A 16,142-nucleotide genomic window follows, 5' to 3' on the forward strand; every position below is an offset into this window, starting at 1 on the left:
TCGTGTGCCGCGTCGCGTGCACCGGGTCAGTGCCCGAGGGCCTTCTCCAGTTGCTTCTTGTTCATCTGCGAGCGGCCCTTGACGCCACGCTGCTTCGCCTCGTTGTAGAGCTGGTCGCGGGTGGGGCTCGTGGGGCCCTTGTGGGAGCGTTCGCCACCGCGCTTGGGCGCAGGCTTGTCCTGGACCGAGGTCCGGCTCGCGCGCCTGGCCTCGCCGGTCTGGGCCCGCTCCTTGTTCACCGTGCGGGAGGCGATCTCCTTCGCCCTGCCGGTGGAGGCGCCGCGTTTCTTGGCGCCCTCCTTGATGTGCTCGTACTGCCGCTCGCGCTTGGCGTTGGAACCCGCAGGCATCGTTCCTCCTCGTTCCTCGTCCTTCGTTTCTCGTTCCTCGTTCTACGGTTCTGCGCCTCCCCCGTTCATGATCTGCGCGGTGAACCGGATCGGCGACTCCAGCGGAGCGGACGGTGACGCTGTCCGTGGTGGCCCGCCTCAGCACGGGTGACACGCTCGCGGCCCGTTACACATGGCGCCCGCTCCCCGCGCGGCGGCCCTCCCCGTACGCCGGTCGCCTGGGCCTCCGGCCGGGCGGCTCGCGCGACGGGAGACGCTCCAGGGGGTCCAGGGAGTCGAGGGCCTCCATGCCGAGCAGGAAGTCGCCGAAGCCCCCGGGCGCGCGGGGCACCCTGCGCGCGGAGGTCAGCACCGGGTGGGCCTCGGTGCGCCGGACGCGCCATCCCGCCGCGTCCAGGGCAGCGACCAGGGCGCGGTCCTCGCCCGTGGGCACCCGGGGGAACCCGCCGACGGCGGTGTACGCGTCGGCGCGTACCGCCAGGTTCGCCCCGTGCACATGCGGGTGTACGGCTCCGGGCGCGGCGGGGCTGGCGCGGTGTGCGGTGTAGTGCGCGCGGAAGCGGGCCGCCGTGGTGGGCGTGTGCGGTGACCAGTCCCCGACGGTGACGGTGCCGACCACGGCGTGGCAGCCCTCGGCCGCGCGGGCGAGCTGCGCCGCGAGCCACCGCCGGGGCACCCGGCTGTCGGCGTCGGTGTGCGCCAGCCACACCTCGTCGGCCGACAGGGCGGACGGAGCCGACGGAGCAGACAGGGCCGACTGCCCTGCCCCCGCCGCACCCGGCGGTCCCGTCCCCGCCCCCGTGAGGCGCCGCAGCGCGTGCGCCGTCCCCAGCGCCCTGGCGGCCCCCGCGCTGCGCACGTCCGCCTCGACCACGTGCGCCCCGCCCGCGCGTCCCGCCAGGGCCGTGGCGTCCCGGCAGGAGTCCGCGACCACGACCGTCTCGACCCGCAGCCCCCGCAGCGCGGGGTGCAGCGCGGCACGGCGCACCGACTCCAGACAGGCGCTGAGCAGTTCCTCCTCGTCGTGGGCCGGTACGACGACGGCGACCGCGCGGATCACGTCAGCCCCTCGTCGGCGGCCACCGAGACGGAAGCGGCGTCCTGCCCGGGGGAGGCGCGGACGAACGCCTCCAGCACGAAGTCCGGCTCCTCGTGGCGGACGATGCCGACCAGCCCCGGCGCGGCGCGCAGCACCTCGTGCGCGGCGTCGCCCGAGAGCGCGTGTTCCGGCACGGGGTGGCGCCAGTGCACCGCGAGGAGGGTGCCGCCCGGGTCCAGGGAGTCCACGGCGCGGCCCGCCAGGCGGGCGGCGTCGGCGGGCCCGAAGTAGTAGAGCAGCTCGGAGAGGACCACCAGGTCGAAGCGCTCCCGTGGCCACTCCTCGGGCAGCACGCGCCGTTCCACCCGCACGTGCGGGTGGAACGGCGCGAGCCTGCGCCTCGCCGCGTCGACGGCGCGCTCGGAGCGGTCGCAGCACAGCAGCCGTGCGCAGCGCTCCGCGAGGAGCGCGCTCAGCACCCCGACGGAGCAGGCGGGTTCGAAGGCGCTGCGGTAGGCGCGGCGGGGGAGTGCGGCGACGGTGAGCGCGTACTTGCGCCGCTCGTACCAGCGCTCCGCCAGTCCCCACGGGTCGTCGGCGCGCTCGTACATGTCGGCGAAGTAGGCGGCGGGGGTGTTCACCGCAGCACCACCTCGAAGTCGCGCAGGAAGTGGGCAAGTTCCCCTGGCGGCAGGACGGGTGCGTCGGCGTGCGCGTCGCCCAGCGGCTGGAGCTGGCTGACGAAGCAGTCCAGCGCCGCTCGCTTACGGGCCCTCGCGCGGGCGTCCAGGGAGACGCGCGCCGCGCGGTCCCAGGGCACGCGGGAGTCGCCGGGGTGCGACCAGTGCCAGGTCCACACCGGGTAGTGCAGCACGGGTACGCCGTTGGCCGTGCCCGCCGCGCTCGCGGCCCGGCCCGCCGCCTCGTGGTCGGCGTGCGCGTCGCCGCTCCAGGGCGCCGCGCACACGTCGAAGCCCTCCGTCAGCTCGGTCAGCCGCGCGGTGAGCCGGGACTCGCCCTCGGCGACCCCGCTGTCGGGGAGGCCGAGGCTGATCACCTCGGTGTCGCCCGCGCCCAGTTCGTCGAGGGCGCTCAGCGTCTCGGCCCTGCGGACGCGGGCGAGGTCCCTGGCGATCGGTGCCGTGCTGTCCGGGTGGGACGCCTCGCCGTCGGTGACCGCCACCAGCCGCAACCGCACGTTCGCCTCGGCGAGGCGCGCGAGAGTGCCGCCGAGGCCGAGCACCTCGTCGTCGGGATGCGCGGCGACGACCACGACGCGGCGCAGGCTGCTGAGGTCCCACTCGGGGAAGCGCGCGAGGCCCGGCCAGGCGGCCCACTGTTCCTCGGGCGTGCCGGGGGCCTGGATCGGGTCGGCGGGCATCGGACCGGTGGGCGTCGGGTCGGCGGGTATCGGCTCGGCGGGGGTCTCGGGCGGCCCGCTCCGGCCCGTGGTGCTCCGCGGCCTCACCGGGCCTCCCCGTGGGCACTGCGCGAATGGCCCGTAGCCGCGCCGGAGCAGCCCTCCGCCAGTGTGGCGCCGAGCCGGGCGAGGTCGCGCTCCGCGTGGTGCTGGCGGAGGTAGACGGTCAGGTCGGCGACGTCGCGCGCGTGCGCGGCGTCGTGGCCCAGCGGCCCGGCGCCCAGAGCGCGCCCGACATGGCGCAGCACGTCCGACGCGGTGGCCTCGACGAAGGCACGCACCCGCAGCGCTCGTCGCGCGGCGGTGTGTGCGCGGTCCTCGGGGTCCGCTTCGGTCTCGGCGGCGGCACGCTCCAGCAGTGCGTCGGCGGCCTCCAGACCGGAGTCGACGGCGCCGAGGTGTGCCAGCGCGTGCGGCTCGGGGCCGCGCTCCCGGGCCGCGTCGAGCAGGGTGGCGGCCACCGCGCGGGCGCCGCCGTACCAGCAGGCCGCGACGCCGATGCCGCCGTGGTGGAAGCCGGGGCGCTCCACGTAGGCGCCCGGCGGGCCGACGGGCACGGCGGGCGCGGACTCGAAGCGCATGTCGAGGGTGTCGCTGGCCGCCATCCCCGCAGCGGGCCAGCTATCGGGCACGGGTGCGCTGTACGCGCCGTCCACCGCGACGGCGAACAGCCTGCTCTCCTCCCCGTCCCTGGCCGTGACCAGGGCGTGGGTGCACACCCTGGCCCCCGAGCAGTACGGCTTGGGACCGCTCAGCAGCCAGGTGCCGCCGGGGGAGCGCTCGGCGTGCAGGCGGGGGCCGGGAGGCTCGGCGGCCCACACCGCCCAGCGCTCTCCCGGGCGCGGCTCGGGCAGCCCGGTGTGGCCCAGGTGCCGCAGCTCGGCGAGGATCGCCAGCGCGTCGGTGTGGCCCTCGGCGAGCCGGGCCAGGGCGAGGTCGCACTGGGCGAGGTCCGCGAGCGCGGCCCAGCGCCGCCGCGTGCCCCCGTCGCCGCTGCCGGGGAGGGGCAGATCGAGCGCGCCCTCGTCCACCAGGTGCGTGAAGTGCGCCGCGACGGCCTTGCGGTGCCCGTGGGGCGAAGGGCCCCGCTCACCCGGCTCCGGTTCCGGCCCCGCCCCCGCCTGCGACTCCGTTCCGTCGGCCGTCCGTGGTCCGGGCTCCGCCGGAAGGGTGTGCTGCTCCGTCGTCATCCTCTGCGACCTCCTGGGCTCCGCTTCCGAGCACCTCGGAGTGCCCGGGCGGGACGGGTGCAAACGGCGGTGGCCGCCTTGCCGCGTGTGCCGTCCGGCACGGCCGGTGCGCGCCACGGGGCCGTGCGGTGCGTACGGCCGTGCCGGAGCGGTCATGGACAGGATGCGGCGCGCACGGCACTGCCGCAGCCTGGGGAGACGGCCCACAGCGCGGCGCGTCCCGCGTCGCGGCGCCACAGGCCAGGAGCGCGAGGGAGTGCTGCGCCATGCAGGAGAACGACAAGAACGGTCCTCTTCAGGACGACGAGGCCAAGAAGCGGCTCCAGGGCGAGCTGCGCTCCAACCGGGTGGAGGAGCGGGAGCTGGAACCGTCGGGTGAGGACCAGCCCGACGTCGATCTCGACCCGCACACCGAGCACGTCGGCGGCACCCCGCCCGGCATGACACCCCGGGACGTGGCACTGCGCGCCGAGCTGGCCCGCCATCTGGGGCGGCACGTCTACCCGGCCGACCGCGCCACCGTCCTGGACGCGCTGCGCTCCGAGCACGCCCCTGACCAGCTCGTCGGCCTGGCGTCGCGACTGCCCGAGGACGGGCGGTTCGCGAACGCGCAGGAGCTGGCCCAGGCGCTGGGCCTGGGCACCGAGACGCGCCGCACCTGACGAGCTGACGACGGACCCCACGCCCGCCGCCCCCGCCGTCACACCTCCGGCGCACCGCTCACAGACAGTCCCGTGGCACCGTCTCGTTCCACGTACGGGAGAAGACCCGTCGTTCGCCTTCGTAGCCGTCCAGCGTGGCGTGTACGAAGAAGTCCGTCTCGTCGGAGGAGAGCACCGTACGGGTCACCACCCGCGCCTCCCACGCCTCCCGCCGGAAGGTCATCGTCCAGGTGGACTCGCCGCTGACCGAGGTGAAGTCGTCCGCGACGGCCGCGTAGCGCTCGTAGGCCCTGCGGCCCACGTCCAGGGCGATGTCCTCGAAGCGCTCCATGCCCCGGTCCTTGACGATCTCCAGCTCGGACGTGTAGCCGATCAGGTCACGTTTGACGTCCCACCGTTCCTCCGGCGGAGTCAGTGAGGTGGTGGCCAGCGGGGGTGTGCCCTCGGCCTCGCCGAACGGTTCGCGGGGCAGCCCGTCGGGCGCGTCGGCCGGGCGGAAGGGCAGGGTCAGGGTGCTGGAGCGCTCGTACACGCTCAGCAGCACCGGCTTGGGCGGCGGCCACGCCAGCGGCCAGTACGAGGTGGAGAGCGACAGCCGGATGCGGTGCCCCGGCGGGAACGCCTGGGCCACACCGTTGAGCTGGAAGCGCGCGCGGTAGCGGCGTCCGGGCTCCAGCGGTTCGGGCGCGTCGGTGCCGTTGCGGTGTGCCAGGTTCAGCACGCCGTAGGTGACACGGGTGGCACTGCCGTCGGGCGCCACGTCCGACAGGCGCGCCGCCACCTGCGCCACGGGTTCGCTCACCGAGAGGTCCAGTTCGACGCTCGGCGAGCCCAGGATCTCCACCCGCTCGTCCAGCGGGTCGGTGTCGAAGACGAGGGAGCCGCCGTCCTCCTCGCGCTGGTCGTAGGGGAGGTCGGGCGGCGCGTTGTAGGAGGCCCACTTGCCCGCGAACTGGCCGACGGACAGCGGCGACTGCACCGTCAGTGCGTCGCCCGGGGTGTGTGCCGACGCGCCGTCGCCCCCGTCCACAACCCCGTCCCCTTCCCCGTCCACGTGTGTCCCGTCGGTGTGCGACGTGCCCACGAGTGCCGGGTCCGCGATGCGGTGCCGCAGGAGGGGGTGTGCCACCGGCTCGATGCCGGGGGAGGGCCACTCCAGCTCGCCGACCCAGCGGCCCGGACGCTCCTCGTAGGAGGTGGAGGGCGGCACACTGTCCTGCATCCAGGCGCTCAGCACCGGGCCCTCCATGACGCCGTTGTCGATGCCCTTCAGCCAGTGGTCCCACCAGCGCACGACCTCCTGGAGGTAGCCGATCGCGGGACCCGGCTCGCCCAGGTGCGGGAACTTGTGGGACCACGGCCCGATCAGGCCCTTGCGCGGCACGTCCAGATGGGCCAGGAGCCGGGTCACGGCGTTGGAGTAGCCGTCGGCCCAGCCGCTGGAGGCGAGGACGGGGCAGCGCACCGCGCTGTAGTCCTCGCAGACGGAGGCGTGCCGCCAGTAGTCGTCGCGACGCTGGTGGCGCAGCCACTCCAGGACCCACGGCTCGGTGTTCTCCAGCCGCTCCCGCCACATCTCCCGCCACCGCTCACCGGCCACGGCGGGGTCGGGCGGGCAGGTGGCGTAGGCGAACATGGTGCCCGCCTCGGCCAGGTTGTCGGACAGCAGTGCCCCGCCCATGTAGTGCATGTCGTCGGCGTAGCGGTCGTCGGTGAAGGAGGCGATGACCACCGCGCGCAGGCTCTCCGGCTGCCGTGCCGCGACCTGGAGCGCCGCGAAGGCACCCCAGGAGATGCCCATCATGCCGGTGTTGCCGTCGCACCAGGGCTGGTCGGCCAGCCAGGCGAGGACGTCCTCGGCGTCGCGCTGCTCCTGTTCCAGGTACTCGTCCTCCAGCACACCCTCGGAGTCACCCGTGCCGCGCAGGTCCACGCGTACGCACGCGTAGCCGTGTCCGGCGATGTAGGGGTGGTGGACCGAGTCGCGCACGGAGGTGAGATCGCGCTGGCGGTACGGGATGTACTCCAGCACCGCGGGCACGGGTTCCTGGTCGGAGGAGGTGGGGCGCCAGACGCGGGCCGACAGCAGGGTGCCGTCGGACATGGGCACGCTGACGTGCGGGTCTTCCTTCGTGGCGTAGGGCAGATTGTTCACCTCACGCATGCGGGGACATCGCTCCTTTCCTCAGGACGCACCACGCCGGGGCGGGGTGCGGTCAGCCGGACGGGCTCACTCCTGCCCCTGCTTCTCGGGCTGCCGTCCGGTGGTCTCTCCTCGCGGGCCGGGTACGGTGCCGGTGCCGGACTCGGAGCCGGACCCGGGCGCGGACCCGGGCTCGTCGCCGAACCCGAGACGCAGCGCCGCGATGGCACGGTCGTACTTCTCCCGCATGTCGTCGTCGTCCTCGCCCCCGGTGAAGACGTGGGCGATCTCGTAGCTGTAACTGTCCTGCTGGCCGAGGTCCGCAAGCCGCTGCCCCCGCTCGGGAACCACCTCGACCACCACACCGGGTATGTCCCGCTCCACCTGTGCGATCTCCTCGGCGGTCGGCACCTCGCGGGCCACACCGTCGGTGAACCAGCGGTGGTACCACTTGGCGGCCGTGCGGTAGGGGCCCTGGCGGTAGGGGAGGGCGGGGTCCTCGCCGAGGGCGAGGCTCAGCATGCAGTGGTGGTTGGGCACACCGTCGACGTACTCGAACAGCTCGGCGTGCGACTGCGAGTGCCGGGGGTTGATCTCCAGCAGGTTGATCTCGTCGGTGCCCGGGTCGTAGAAGAACTCGATGCTGAAGGTGGCCGAGTCCATCCCGATCTGCTCGATCACCCGCGTCGAGACGTCGCTCAGCCTGTGCTGCACCGGCTCGGGCAGGGAGCTGGGGTACTGGTGGCGCAGGAACGAGGAGGAGTCGGGGTAGTTGATGGAGTCCAGCACGCCGTACACCGTCACCTCACCCTGGTGCACATATCCCTCGACGGCCACCTGAATACCCGTCAGGGACTCCTCGGCGAGGCACACCACGCCGCCGACACCGGCCATCTCCGGCGGCAGTTCCAGTTGGCCGAGGACGTACTCGAAGGGCCTGCCGACCCGCGTGATCCCCTGCCGGATCTCCGCGACGGCCTCCCGGAACTCCGCCATGTCCTTGACGCCGAAGGCGAGTTCGGAGGAGTAGGACAGCGCGGGCTTGAGCCACATCGGGAAGCGCACACCCTCGGGCGGCCGCGGGTCCTCCGCGTCCAGGTCGACGCGGCCGAAGCGCGGATGCTCGTCGACGACCTTGCGCTGCTCCAGCCTGCTCCAGTACTTGTGCTCGCACTTGACCACGGAGCCGAGGCCGGTGCTACGGGTTCCGTAGCGCTCGGCGAGTATCGGCACCATCGTGCTCACGGGGAAGTCCCAGTAGCCGACGATCGCGTCGACGCTGCCGTCGAAGGAGTCCAGGACACCGCGGGCGTGCTCCAGCAGCTCGGGGACGGAGACCTCCGAGCCCTGGAGCTCCTCCGGGGTCAGCAGACCGTGGAAACGGTAGGTGTCGGCGTTCGGTACGTCTTGCAGCGTGGCGAGGTTGGCCTCGTCCAGGCCGAGCACGAAGATGTTCTTCTTGGTCACGGAACCTCTTCCGGTCGGTCGATCGGACCGGCTGAGTACCCTCCGCGCCTCCACCCATGCCTCGGCCCCGCGCCCGTGCGACCGCCCGCCCCTCCCCCCAGCCCGCGCCGCGCCCGTGCCCCGCCGCTACCCGGCGAAGTCGTAGGCGTCCACCTCGGCCAGGTAACGGCTGCGCCGCTCCTCGTCGTGTTCCAGGAAGGATGCCAGGAACGAGTTGCGCGCCAGCAGCCGCAACTGCTCGTCCTCCAGCCCCAGGGCCTCGCGCACCGCGAGGAAGTTGTCGTCCGCGTAGCCGCCGAAGTAGGCGGGGTCGTCCGAGTTCACCGTCGCCATCAGCCCGGCCTCCAGCATGCGCGGGAGCGGGTGGTTCTTGAGGACGTCGATGGTGCGCAGCCGTACGTTCGACAGCGGGCACAGTGTGAGCGGCATCCGCTCCCGCACCAGGCGGGCCACCAGCGAGGGATCCTCCATGGCACGCAGACCGTGGTCGATCCGCTCCACGCCCAGCACGTCCAGGGCCGAGCGGATGTACTCCGGCGGCCCCTCCTCGCCCGCGTGCGCCACCTTGCGCAGACCGAGCCTGCCCGCCGCCTCGTAGACCTCGCGGAACTTCTCCGGCGGGTGCCCCACCTCGGCGGAGTCCAGGCCGACGCCCGCGATGTGGGCCAGGTGCGGCTTCGCGGCCTCCAGGGTGGCCATGGCCGACTCGGCCGACTCGTCCCGCAGGAAGCACATGATGAGCTGGGCGGACACCCCGTGCCGCTCCTCGGCGCGCTCCAGCGCCCGGACCAGCCCCGCGACGACCGTGTCCAGCTCCACCCCGCGCGAGGTGTGCGCCTGCGGGTCGAAGAAGATCTCCGCGTGCCGCACGCCCTGCGCCGCGGCGCGCGCGAGATAGGCGTCGGTCAGCTCGGCGAAGTCGTCCTCGGTACGCAGGACGGTCATGAGCGCGTAGTAGAGGTCGAGGAACGACTGGAGGTCGCTGAAGCGGTAGGCGGCGCGCAGCTCCTCGGTGTCCGCGTACGGCAGCTCGACGCCGTTACGGGTCGCCAGTTCGAAGGCCAGCTCGGGCTCCAGGGTGCCTTCGATGTGGAGGTGCAGTTCGGCCTTGGGCAGCGGCATGGGGGGTTTTCCTCGCAGATGACAGAAGTGATGCGAGGTACCAGGGTATATTTGCCCGTTTTCGCTGTGGCCCGTGGGCCCCGTGGGTCCCGTTGACGGCGGGGTGCGGAGCCGTTACATCGTTGTAAGACCGTTTCACCGCCGTCCGTCACGATCTTCCTGCTCGCCTCGCCTGTCCTGATCTTCCCGCTCGTCCCGCTCTTCCCATCCGCCCCGCCCGCCGGGGCGCACCGCCGAAGGGAACGACGTCGTGCTCCGAAGACCCCTCCGTACCGTGCTCGCCACCGTGGCGGCCCTGCTCGCGCTGTTCGCCGCACCCCTCCCCGCGTCCTCGGCGGTCCCGGCGCCCTCCGCGCCCTCCGCGTCTTCGGGCGCCCCGTCCGCCTCGGCCGCCGCCACCGGCACCTTCCGCAACCCCCTCAACACAGGCCCCGACCCCTTCGTCACCCACTGGCAGGGCGCCTACTACCTGACCAGCACCCAGGGCGACAGCATCAGAATGTGGCGCTCCACCTCGCTGGGCACTCTGCTCACCGCTGACCCGGTCACCGTCTGGACCGACACCGACCCCTCGCGGAACCAGCACATCTGGGCCCCGGAGTTCTACCGCTTCGGCGACCGCTGGTACCTCTACTACACCGCCGACGACGGCACCGACGAGCACCACCGCCTCTATGTGCTGGAGTCGGAGCGCGACGACCCGAGGGGCCCGTACCACTTCAAGGCGAAACTGGCCCCGCCCAACCACGCGAACGACTTCGCCATCGACGCGGGCGTGCTCCAGCACAACGGCAAGCTGTACCTCGCCTACAGCGGCATCAACCAGTACCAGCACAACGGCCTCAACATCGCGCCCATGTCCAACCCGTACACCGTCTCCGGCGACGCCGTGGCGATCAACGCGGCCGGGGGCTGCCCCGAGGTGCGGGAGGGCCCCGAGTTCCTCTACCGCAACGGGCGCACGTGGATGACGTACTCGGCCTGCGACACGGGAAAGCCCGACTACCAGGTCTGGATGATGTCGCTGCCGCAGACCGCCGACCCGCTGGTGGCGGGGAACTGGACCCAGCACCCGGGGCCCGTCTTCTCGCGCGCCGACGAACGCGGCGTCTTCGGGCCCGGACACCACGCCTTCTTCCGGTCGCCCGACGGCACCGAGGACTGGATCGTCTACCACGCGAAGACCACGTCGGCCAACACCTACAGCGACCGCACCACCCGGGCCCAGAAGTTCACATGGAAGAGCGACGGCAGCCCCGACTTCGGCCGTCCCCAGGCGATCGGGGCCACCCAGAACCTGCCCTCGGGCGACCCCGGCACCGGCAACTACTGGATCAACGACGACGGCCGCTCCAGCGGCCCGGGAACGGTGACCTACGGCGGCACGTGGAACTCCGGCACCGGCTGCGCGGCCCAGTGCTTCTGGGGCGACGACCACTGGAGCGACCGTGCGGGCGCCACGGCCACCTTCTCCTTCACCGGCAGCCGCATCGCCCTGCTGTCCGTCCGCGACACCGGCAACGGCTACGCGGCGCTCAGCATCGACGGCGGCCCCGAGACGCGGCTCGACTTCTACGGCGACCCGCGCAGGGGCGAGGCGCTCCAGTACCTGAGCCCCAAGCTCCCGCCGGGGAACCACACGCTCCGGGTGCGGGTGACCGGGGAGCACGCGCCGCAGTCCGGGGCCGCCTTCGTCAGCGTCGACCGCGCGGAGGTGTATCCGTAGGGGTGCTGTCCGGGGAGGTTGGTGACGCCTACGCGCCGCCCTCGTCCGCCGCCGCGTCCTCGTCGCCGCTCGCGTCCGGGCTCGCGCTCGCCTTCGCGGCGTCCTTCAGCGACTGCACCGGCGTGTAGTTCCCGTGCTCCTTGGTGAGGCCCGAGTCGCGCAGCGCCGCGTCCTTCGCCTCGACGGCCTGCCGCACGGCCTCGCGCAGGGCCTGGATGTGGGCGCGCTGCTCGTCGGTGAGATCGATGCCGGACACGTCGGCCGCGTACGAATCCAGCTCGGCGAAACGTTCGTGCACGGTCCGCTGTAGAGCGATGAGGTCTGCGTGAGTGGTGGGATCGATGATGTCGGCCATGCGGTGAGTTTACTGCCGTGCCCGACGTTTCCCCTGCGCGTGTGTCCTGAACATGAAGGAAGCTGTTTGTAGGAACAGTTTCTGAAAATGGTGCTATGCGAGAGATGAAGGTTTTGTGGCCCTTCGGAGTCGCCCTGCGGGGGGAGGCTTCAAACCGCCTCATGCTGCGTTGGCTGAAGACCGTCGTGGTGAGCGATGAGGGAAAGGCGTCGTAAGAGGCGTCAGGTGGGGATCGGGAAGACGAACGCAAGTGAATCGCTGCTGACGTGTCGAAAGGAAAACAGACGACATCGAAACCGGGGTGTGCGCAGAACCTCGGGATGAGCCTGGCGGGTGCCCGTTTATTGGCCAGGTGATGTCCGGCATGTAGGCGACGTGAGCCCGGTCTGCGGCTTTCGTATGGAACAGGAGAAGGCAGGCTCCGTTACTGCCCGCGCCATGCTGTGGGCGAGAGGGAGTGCCCCAAGCGGCGGACACCGCAAGGGGTTGAGTACCGATGCGGGACCTGCTGGCGGACCGGCTCGTAGTAGCGATGAAGCCCCTGTAACGGGGGTGGAGCGAAGGCGCCGGGTCGTTCGTGACTGTGTTGATCGCATCAACCGGATGTTGTCCGGGAGGAATTCGATGGACCAGATGAAGTCTCAGATCAAGCCGTTTGATATCTCGAAGTGGGAATTCATGGAGGCGTGGAAGGAGGTTAGGGCGAATAAGGGCGCGCCAGGGGTGGACGGGCAGAGTATTGATGACTTCGAGGGAGACCTGAAGGGAAACCTTTACAAGGTCTGGAACCGGATTTCATCAGGCTCTTACTTCCCGCCACCTGTGCGTGCGGTGGCTATTCCCAAGCCGCACGATGGCGGCGAGAGGATTCTAGGAATTCCCTCTGTTGCTGACCGTGTGGCACAGACCGTAGTGGCCCGGCATCTCATGCAAAAAGTGGAGCCTGTTTTCCACGCAGATAGTTATGGATACCGGCCCGGGCGATCTGCCTTGGACGCGGTAGGAAGGTGCAAGGAACGCTGCTGGAAGCGGGACTGGGTGGTGGAGTTAGACATCGCCAAGTTCTTCGACAGCGTGCCCTGGGACCTCCTAGTCAAGGCGCTGGAGGCGCACACCGACGCCGTCTGGGTGATTTTATATGTGCGACGGTGGCTTGCGGCCCCGGTCGCCATGCCCGACGGCTCCTTGCTGCAACGGGAGCGTGGAACCCCGCAAGGGGCTCCAGTATCTCCCGTACTGGCAAACCTGTTCCTGCACTATGCGTTCGATTCCTGGATGGGGCGGGAGTTCCCGACCGTTTGGTTCGAACGCTATGCGGACGACGCGGTCTTGCACTGCGTTACAGAGCGCCAGGCCCGCCAAGTGCTGGCCGCTCTCATGGACAGGATGGCCGAGGTCGGACTGCGACTGCACCCGACCAAGACCCGGATCGTCTACTGCAAGGACGGCTTGCGGCGCAGCTCTTTCGAGCACACGGCGTTCACGTTCCTCGGGTACACGTTCCGCGCCAGGCAGAACCGGACCCGCAATGGCAGGAAGTTCCTGTCGTTCGAGCCGGCCGTCAGCAGGGAAGCCCTGAAGAAGATGGGGCGGGAGGTGCGTTCCTGGCGCCTGCATACCCGTTCCGGCCTGTCCTTCAACGAACTCGCCCGCAGAATCAACCCTGTGGTAGCGGGATGGATCAACTACTACGGGCGTTATAGGCCGTGGGAACTGTTCCCCTTCTTGATGCGCATCAACGCCTACCTGGTGCGCTGGATCCGCCGGAAGTACAAACGGCTCGCGGCCAAACGGAAGGCCCTTGCGAAGTTGCAGGAGATCGCCCGGCGATACCCCCGCATGTTCGCGCACTGGCGCCTCACCGTGATCCAAGTGGCCGTGACGGTCTGATGATCAGAACGACAAGAGCCGTGTAAAGGGAGACTTTTACGCACGGTTCTGTGAGAGCCGAGGGGTGAGATTCCCCTCGGCTACTCGACACAGCGTTACGGCGCGGCTACGGGAGCGGTTACCTGAGCGATTACGGGAGTGGTGGACGCCCCTCCTTCGCGAGGACGGCCAGCGCCGCGGCCCCCGGGGTGCCGGGGGCCGCGGTGTAGACGAGCAGCGCCAGCTCGGGGTCCTGGGGGAAGTGGGTCAGCTCGTAGAAGAGGGTGAGCGGGCCGAGTGACGGGTGCTCGATCCGCTTGGTGCCGTGCGACTTCGTGCGGACGGTGTGCCGGGCCCAGTGATGGCGGAACTCGGCGCAGTGTGCGTTCAGTTCGTCCACCAGGCGCCACAGCTCGTGGTCGTCGGGGTGGTTCCCCGCGGCGACGCGGAGGTGGCCCACCACCTCTTGCGCGATGACGTCACGGTCGGGGTAGCGGGCGCCGATCCCGGGGTCGAGGAGATGGAGGCGGCACATGTTGCGGGCGCGCGGCGGCAGCCGCCCGAAGTCCGTGATCAGGCCGCACACCGGCCCGTTCCACGCCAGCACGTCCAGGCGGTGCCCCACGACGAGCGCCGGCGCGCTGATCCAGTCCAGCAACTGCCACATCCCGGCCCGCGCCGTGGCGCCGTGTGCGGGGCGTGCCTTGTGCGGGCGGGCGAGCCGGTAGAGGTGCGCGTGCTCGTCGTCGTCCAGCCGCAGCGCCGCGGCGACGGCGTCGAGCACGGCGTCCGAGACGCTGTGACTGCGGCCCTGCTCCAGCCGTACGTAGTAGTCGACGCTCACACCCGCCAGGTGCGCCAGCTCCTCGCGCCGCAGCCCTGGCACGCGCCGCCGCCCGGAGCCGGAGGCGTACCCCGCCTCCTCCGGTCTGACGCGGGCCCGTCGCGCTCGCAGGAACGCGCCCAACTCTCCGTTTCCGCCCATGTGTTGAAGTTTTGCGCAAGGGACGGGGGTGCGCCGAGGGGTAGGTCGGGCAGACCCACGGTACGGCAGGGCCGACGGTCCCGGGACGCCCGGCGGTGAGGATGAGAGGCGGGTCGTGCGAGGGCGCGGAGAAGGGATGGGGCCATGGCGGGGAAGGTGCGGGGTGCGCGGGCGCGGCGCGTACGGGGGTGGTCGGCGGGGGTGCTGGCCGCCGTGGCGCTGGCCACCGTTGCGGCGGTGCCGGGAGCGGTGGCGGCACCGGCGGCGACGGGCGGTGGTCAGGGCGGTGGTCCGGGTGGCGGTCCGCCCGACCCGGCGCCGGGCGGACCGCAGCGCCCGTACGAGCCGGACGTGCCAGGACCGCACAACGTCGACGGGCTGGCGGTCGAGGTGACCCCGGACGGCGGCACCCCGGAGGGCGTACGGGCGGCCTTCGACCGCACCAGCCGCGCCGAGCCCGCCGGACCACCGGCGGCGCCGCGCCGGTTCGTCTTCCTCTTCGACGCGTCGCTGGACGTCCACCCCGAGGACTTCCCCGTCTGCGGGCGCGCGGTCGTCGAGCGCGAGGGGACCGGGGGCTGCCCCGAGGGCTCCGTGGTGGGGCGCGGGACCTCGCACCTCTACCCCGAGGGGACGACGGAGGTGGTCGCCGTGAACACCCGGTACGCGGACGGGACACGTGGCGCGCTCGTCGTCATCCCGGCCTCCGGCGTCATCCTGGAGCTGACCTGGGAGCGCGTCACCCGCCCGTACCGCGAGCGGGGCTACCACTGGGCACTGGACGAGATCGTCCCGCCGGACGGCAGGCCGCCGCAGGAGCGGGCGGGGACGCGCCGCTTCCAGCTGGAGTGGGGCGCGAGCCGGGTCGCGGACGGGGACAGGGGCGGGAACGGAGGCGGGGGCGAGCGGGCCAGCTTCCTCACGCACCGGGGCCCGGCGGGCGAGCGACTGCGGTTCGGGCTGTGGAGCCTCTTCGTGACCGGGCAGATCGCGCTGCCGGAGGCCAGGGCGACGCGGACGGAGCCGGAGAACGGGGCGGTGTCAGTGGGCGGTGCGACGATGTGGTCCAGGTCACCATTGGAGGCCGGACGGATGCGATGAATCGGCTGCGGCACGCCGGTCTCCACCGCCGTACCGCAAACGGAACAGAGGGCAGGACACATGCGCATCGTGATCACCGAGTTCATGAGCCTGGACGGCGTCGTGCAGGCGCCGGGCGGCCCCGAGGAGGACACGGACGGCGGATTCGCACACGGTGGCTGGTCGCACCCGTTCTTCGACCCGGAGGTGATGGGCGGCGCCTTCGACGACGCGCTGAGCGGAGCGGAGGCGCTGCTGTTCGGGCGCCGCACGTGGACGTCGATGGCCAGGGCGTGGCCGGAGAGAGCCGGTGACCCGTTCGCGGACAGGATGAACGCCATCCCGAAGTACGTCGTGTCGCGGACTTTGGGTGACGACGAGCTGACGTGGAACAACACCACCCGCATACCGGGCGACGAGGCCGTCGCCCGCGTCCGGGAGCTGCGCGCGGCCGAGGGCGGCGATCTGCTCGTCATGGGAAGCCCCACGCTCGCGCGCACGCTCCTGAGCGAGGATCTGGCCGACGAGCTGCGGCTCATGATCGAGCCGGTCCTCCTGGGCGGCGGCAAGAGGCTCTTCCCTGACGACGGCGGGCTGCGCACGCTCACGCTCGTCTCGACGGCCGTCAGCGCCACGGGCGTGCACGTGTGCACGTACCGTCCGGTGGCCGAGAGCCGGTAGCGCCGCGTCAGGTGCGCGGCCGGTGAGGGCGGTGTGTGGCCCTGGTGCTGTGG

General features: G+C 71.6%; 15 protein-coding genes. 5 read left to right on the forward strand and 10 right to left on the reverse strand.

The features are described 5' to 3' along the window. Positions 1-26: 26 nt before the first annotated feature. The 5 genes from ACYVOO_RS39855 to ACYVOO_RS39875 form a co-directional block, all read right to left on the reverse strand. Positions 27-350, reverse strand: a complete 324-nt coding sequence (locus tag ACYVOO_RS39855; RefSeq protein WP_453349804.1) for a plasmid stabilization protein — start codon at positions 348-350, stop codon at positions 27-29. Between the two features lie 166 nt (positions 351-516). Continuing rightward, the gene (locus ACYVOO_RS39860) at positions 517-1,410 is read right to left on the reverse strand and encodes a glycosyltransferase family 2 protein (RefSeq protein ID WP_461020613.1); all 894 of its coding nucleotides are present in this window, start codon (positions 1,408-1,410) and stop codon (positions 517-519) included. Continuing rightward, positions 1,407-2,030: a methyltransferase gene (locus ACYVOO_RS39865; RefSeq protein ID WP_461020614.1), complete on the reverse strand. Its 624-nt coding sequence runs from the start codon at positions 2,028-2,030 to the stop codon at positions 1,407-1,409. The genes ACYVOO_RS39860 and ACYVOO_RS39865 overlap by 4 nt, the downstream gene beginning before the upstream one ends. Continuing rightward, positions 2,027-2,857: a PIG-L deacetylase family protein gene (locus ACYVOO_RS39870; protein WP_461020615.1), complete on the reverse strand. Its 831-nt coding sequence runs from the start codon at positions 2,855-2,857 to the stop codon at positions 2,027-2,029. The genes ACYVOO_RS39865 and ACYVOO_RS39870 overlap by 4 nt, the downstream gene beginning before the upstream one ends. Then, positions 2,854-3,999, reverse strand: a complete 1,146-nt coding sequence (locus tag ACYVOO_RS39875; RefSeq protein ID WP_461020616.1) for an acyl-CoA dehydrogenase family protein — start codon at positions 3,997-3,999, stop codon at positions 2,854-2,856. The genes ACYVOO_RS39870 and ACYVOO_RS39875 overlap by 4 nt, the downstream gene beginning before the upstream one ends. Positions 4,000-4,265: 266 nt before the next feature. On the opposite strand from ACYVOO_RS39875, the gene ACYVOO_RS39880 reads away from it, so the two are divergent. Next, positions 4,266-4,661 carry a DUF2795 domain-containing protein gene (locus tag ACYVOO_RS39880; RefSeq protein WP_461020617.1) on the forward strand — a complete coding sequence of 132 codons (396 nt, stop codon included), beginning with the start codon at positions 4,266-4,268 and terminating at the stop codon, positions 4,659-4,661. Between the two features lie 58 nt (positions 4,662-4,719). Here the strand turns inward: ACYVOO_RS39880 and ACYVOO_RS39885 are convergent, their stop codons facing one another. The 3 genes from ACYVOO_RS39885 to ACYVOO_RS39895 form a co-directional block, all read right to left on the reverse strand. Further along, positions 4,720-6,825, reverse strand: a complete 2,106-nt coding sequence (locus ACYVOO_RS39885) for a CocE/NonD family hydrolase (RefSeq protein ID WP_461020618.1) — start codon at positions 6,823-6,825, stop codon at positions 4,720-4,722. Positions 6,826-6,891: 66 nt separating this feature from the next. Beyond that, entirely contained in the window at positions 6,892-8,271 is a 1,380-nt protein-coding gene (locus ACYVOO_RS39890) for an ATP-grasp domain-containing protein (protein ID WP_461020619.1), read from the reverse strand. Positions 8,272-8,397: 126 nt separating this feature from the next. Next, positions 8,398-9,393 carry an adenosine deaminase gene (locus ACYVOO_RS39895; protein ID WP_461020620.1) on the reverse strand — a complete coding sequence of 332 codons (996 nt, stop codon included), beginning with the start codon at positions 9,391-9,393 and terminating at the stop codon, positions 8,398-8,400. A 250-nt stretch (positions 9,394-9,643) separates the two neighbouring features. Here ACYVOO_RS39895 and ACYVOO_RS39900 point away from each other — a divergent pair, with 250 nt between their 5' ends. After that, a complete protein-coding gene (locus tag ACYVOO_RS39900) occupies positions 9,644-11,119 on the forward strand; it encodes a family 43 glycosylhydrolase (protein ID WP_461020621.1) in 1,476 nt (491 codons plus the stop codon). 28 nt (positions 11,120-11,147) lie between these two features. On the opposite strand, the gene ACYVOO_RS39905 is transcribed toward ACYVOO_RS39900, so the two are convergent. Then, positions 11,148-11,474, reverse strand: a complete 327-nt coding sequence (locus ACYVOO_RS39905) for a hypothetical protein (RefSeq protein WP_461020622.1) — start codon at positions 11,472-11,474, stop codon at positions 11,148-11,150. 624 nt (positions 11,475-12,098) lie between these two features. Here ACYVOO_RS39905 and ltrA point away from each other — a divergent pair. Then, positions 12,099-13,364: a group II intron reverse transcriptase/maturase gene (gene ltrA, locus ACYVOO_RS39910; RefSeq protein ID WP_461020623.1), complete on the forward strand. Its 1,266-nt coding sequence runs from the start codon at positions 12,099-12,101 to the stop codon at positions 13,362-13,364. A 130-nt stretch (positions 13,365-13,494) separates the two neighbouring features. Here ltrA and ACYVOO_RS39915 read toward each other — a convergent pair whose 3' ends face one another. Further along, positions 13,495-14,328 (reverse strand): helix-turn-helix transcriptional regulator, encoded by an 834-nt coding sequence (locus ACYVOO_RS39915; RefSeq protein ID WP_461020624.1) that lies wholly within the window; start codon positions 14,326-14,328, stop codon positions 13,495-13,497. Positions 14,329-14,472: 144 nt separating this feature from the next. On the opposite strand from ACYVOO_RS39915, the gene ACYVOO_RS39920 reads away from it, so the two are divergent. Together ACYVOO_RS39920 and ACYVOO_RS39925 are read left to right on the forward strand one after the other, a co-directional pair. Then, a complete protein-coding gene (locus tag ACYVOO_RS39920; protein WP_461020625.1) occupies positions 14,473-15,429 on the forward strand; it encodes a hypothetical protein in 957 nt (318 codons plus the stop codon). A 60-nt stretch (positions 15,430-15,489) separates the two neighbouring features. After that, complete coding sequence (locus ACYVOO_RS39925) at positions 15,490-16,089, forward strand: dihydrofolate reductase family protein (protein ID WP_461020626.1); 600 nt, start codon at positions 15,490-15,492, stop codon at positions 16,087-16,089. Positions 16,090-16,142: the final 53 nt, after the last annotated feature.

The sequence above is a fragment of the Streptomyces daliensis genome (assembly GCF_054782395.1).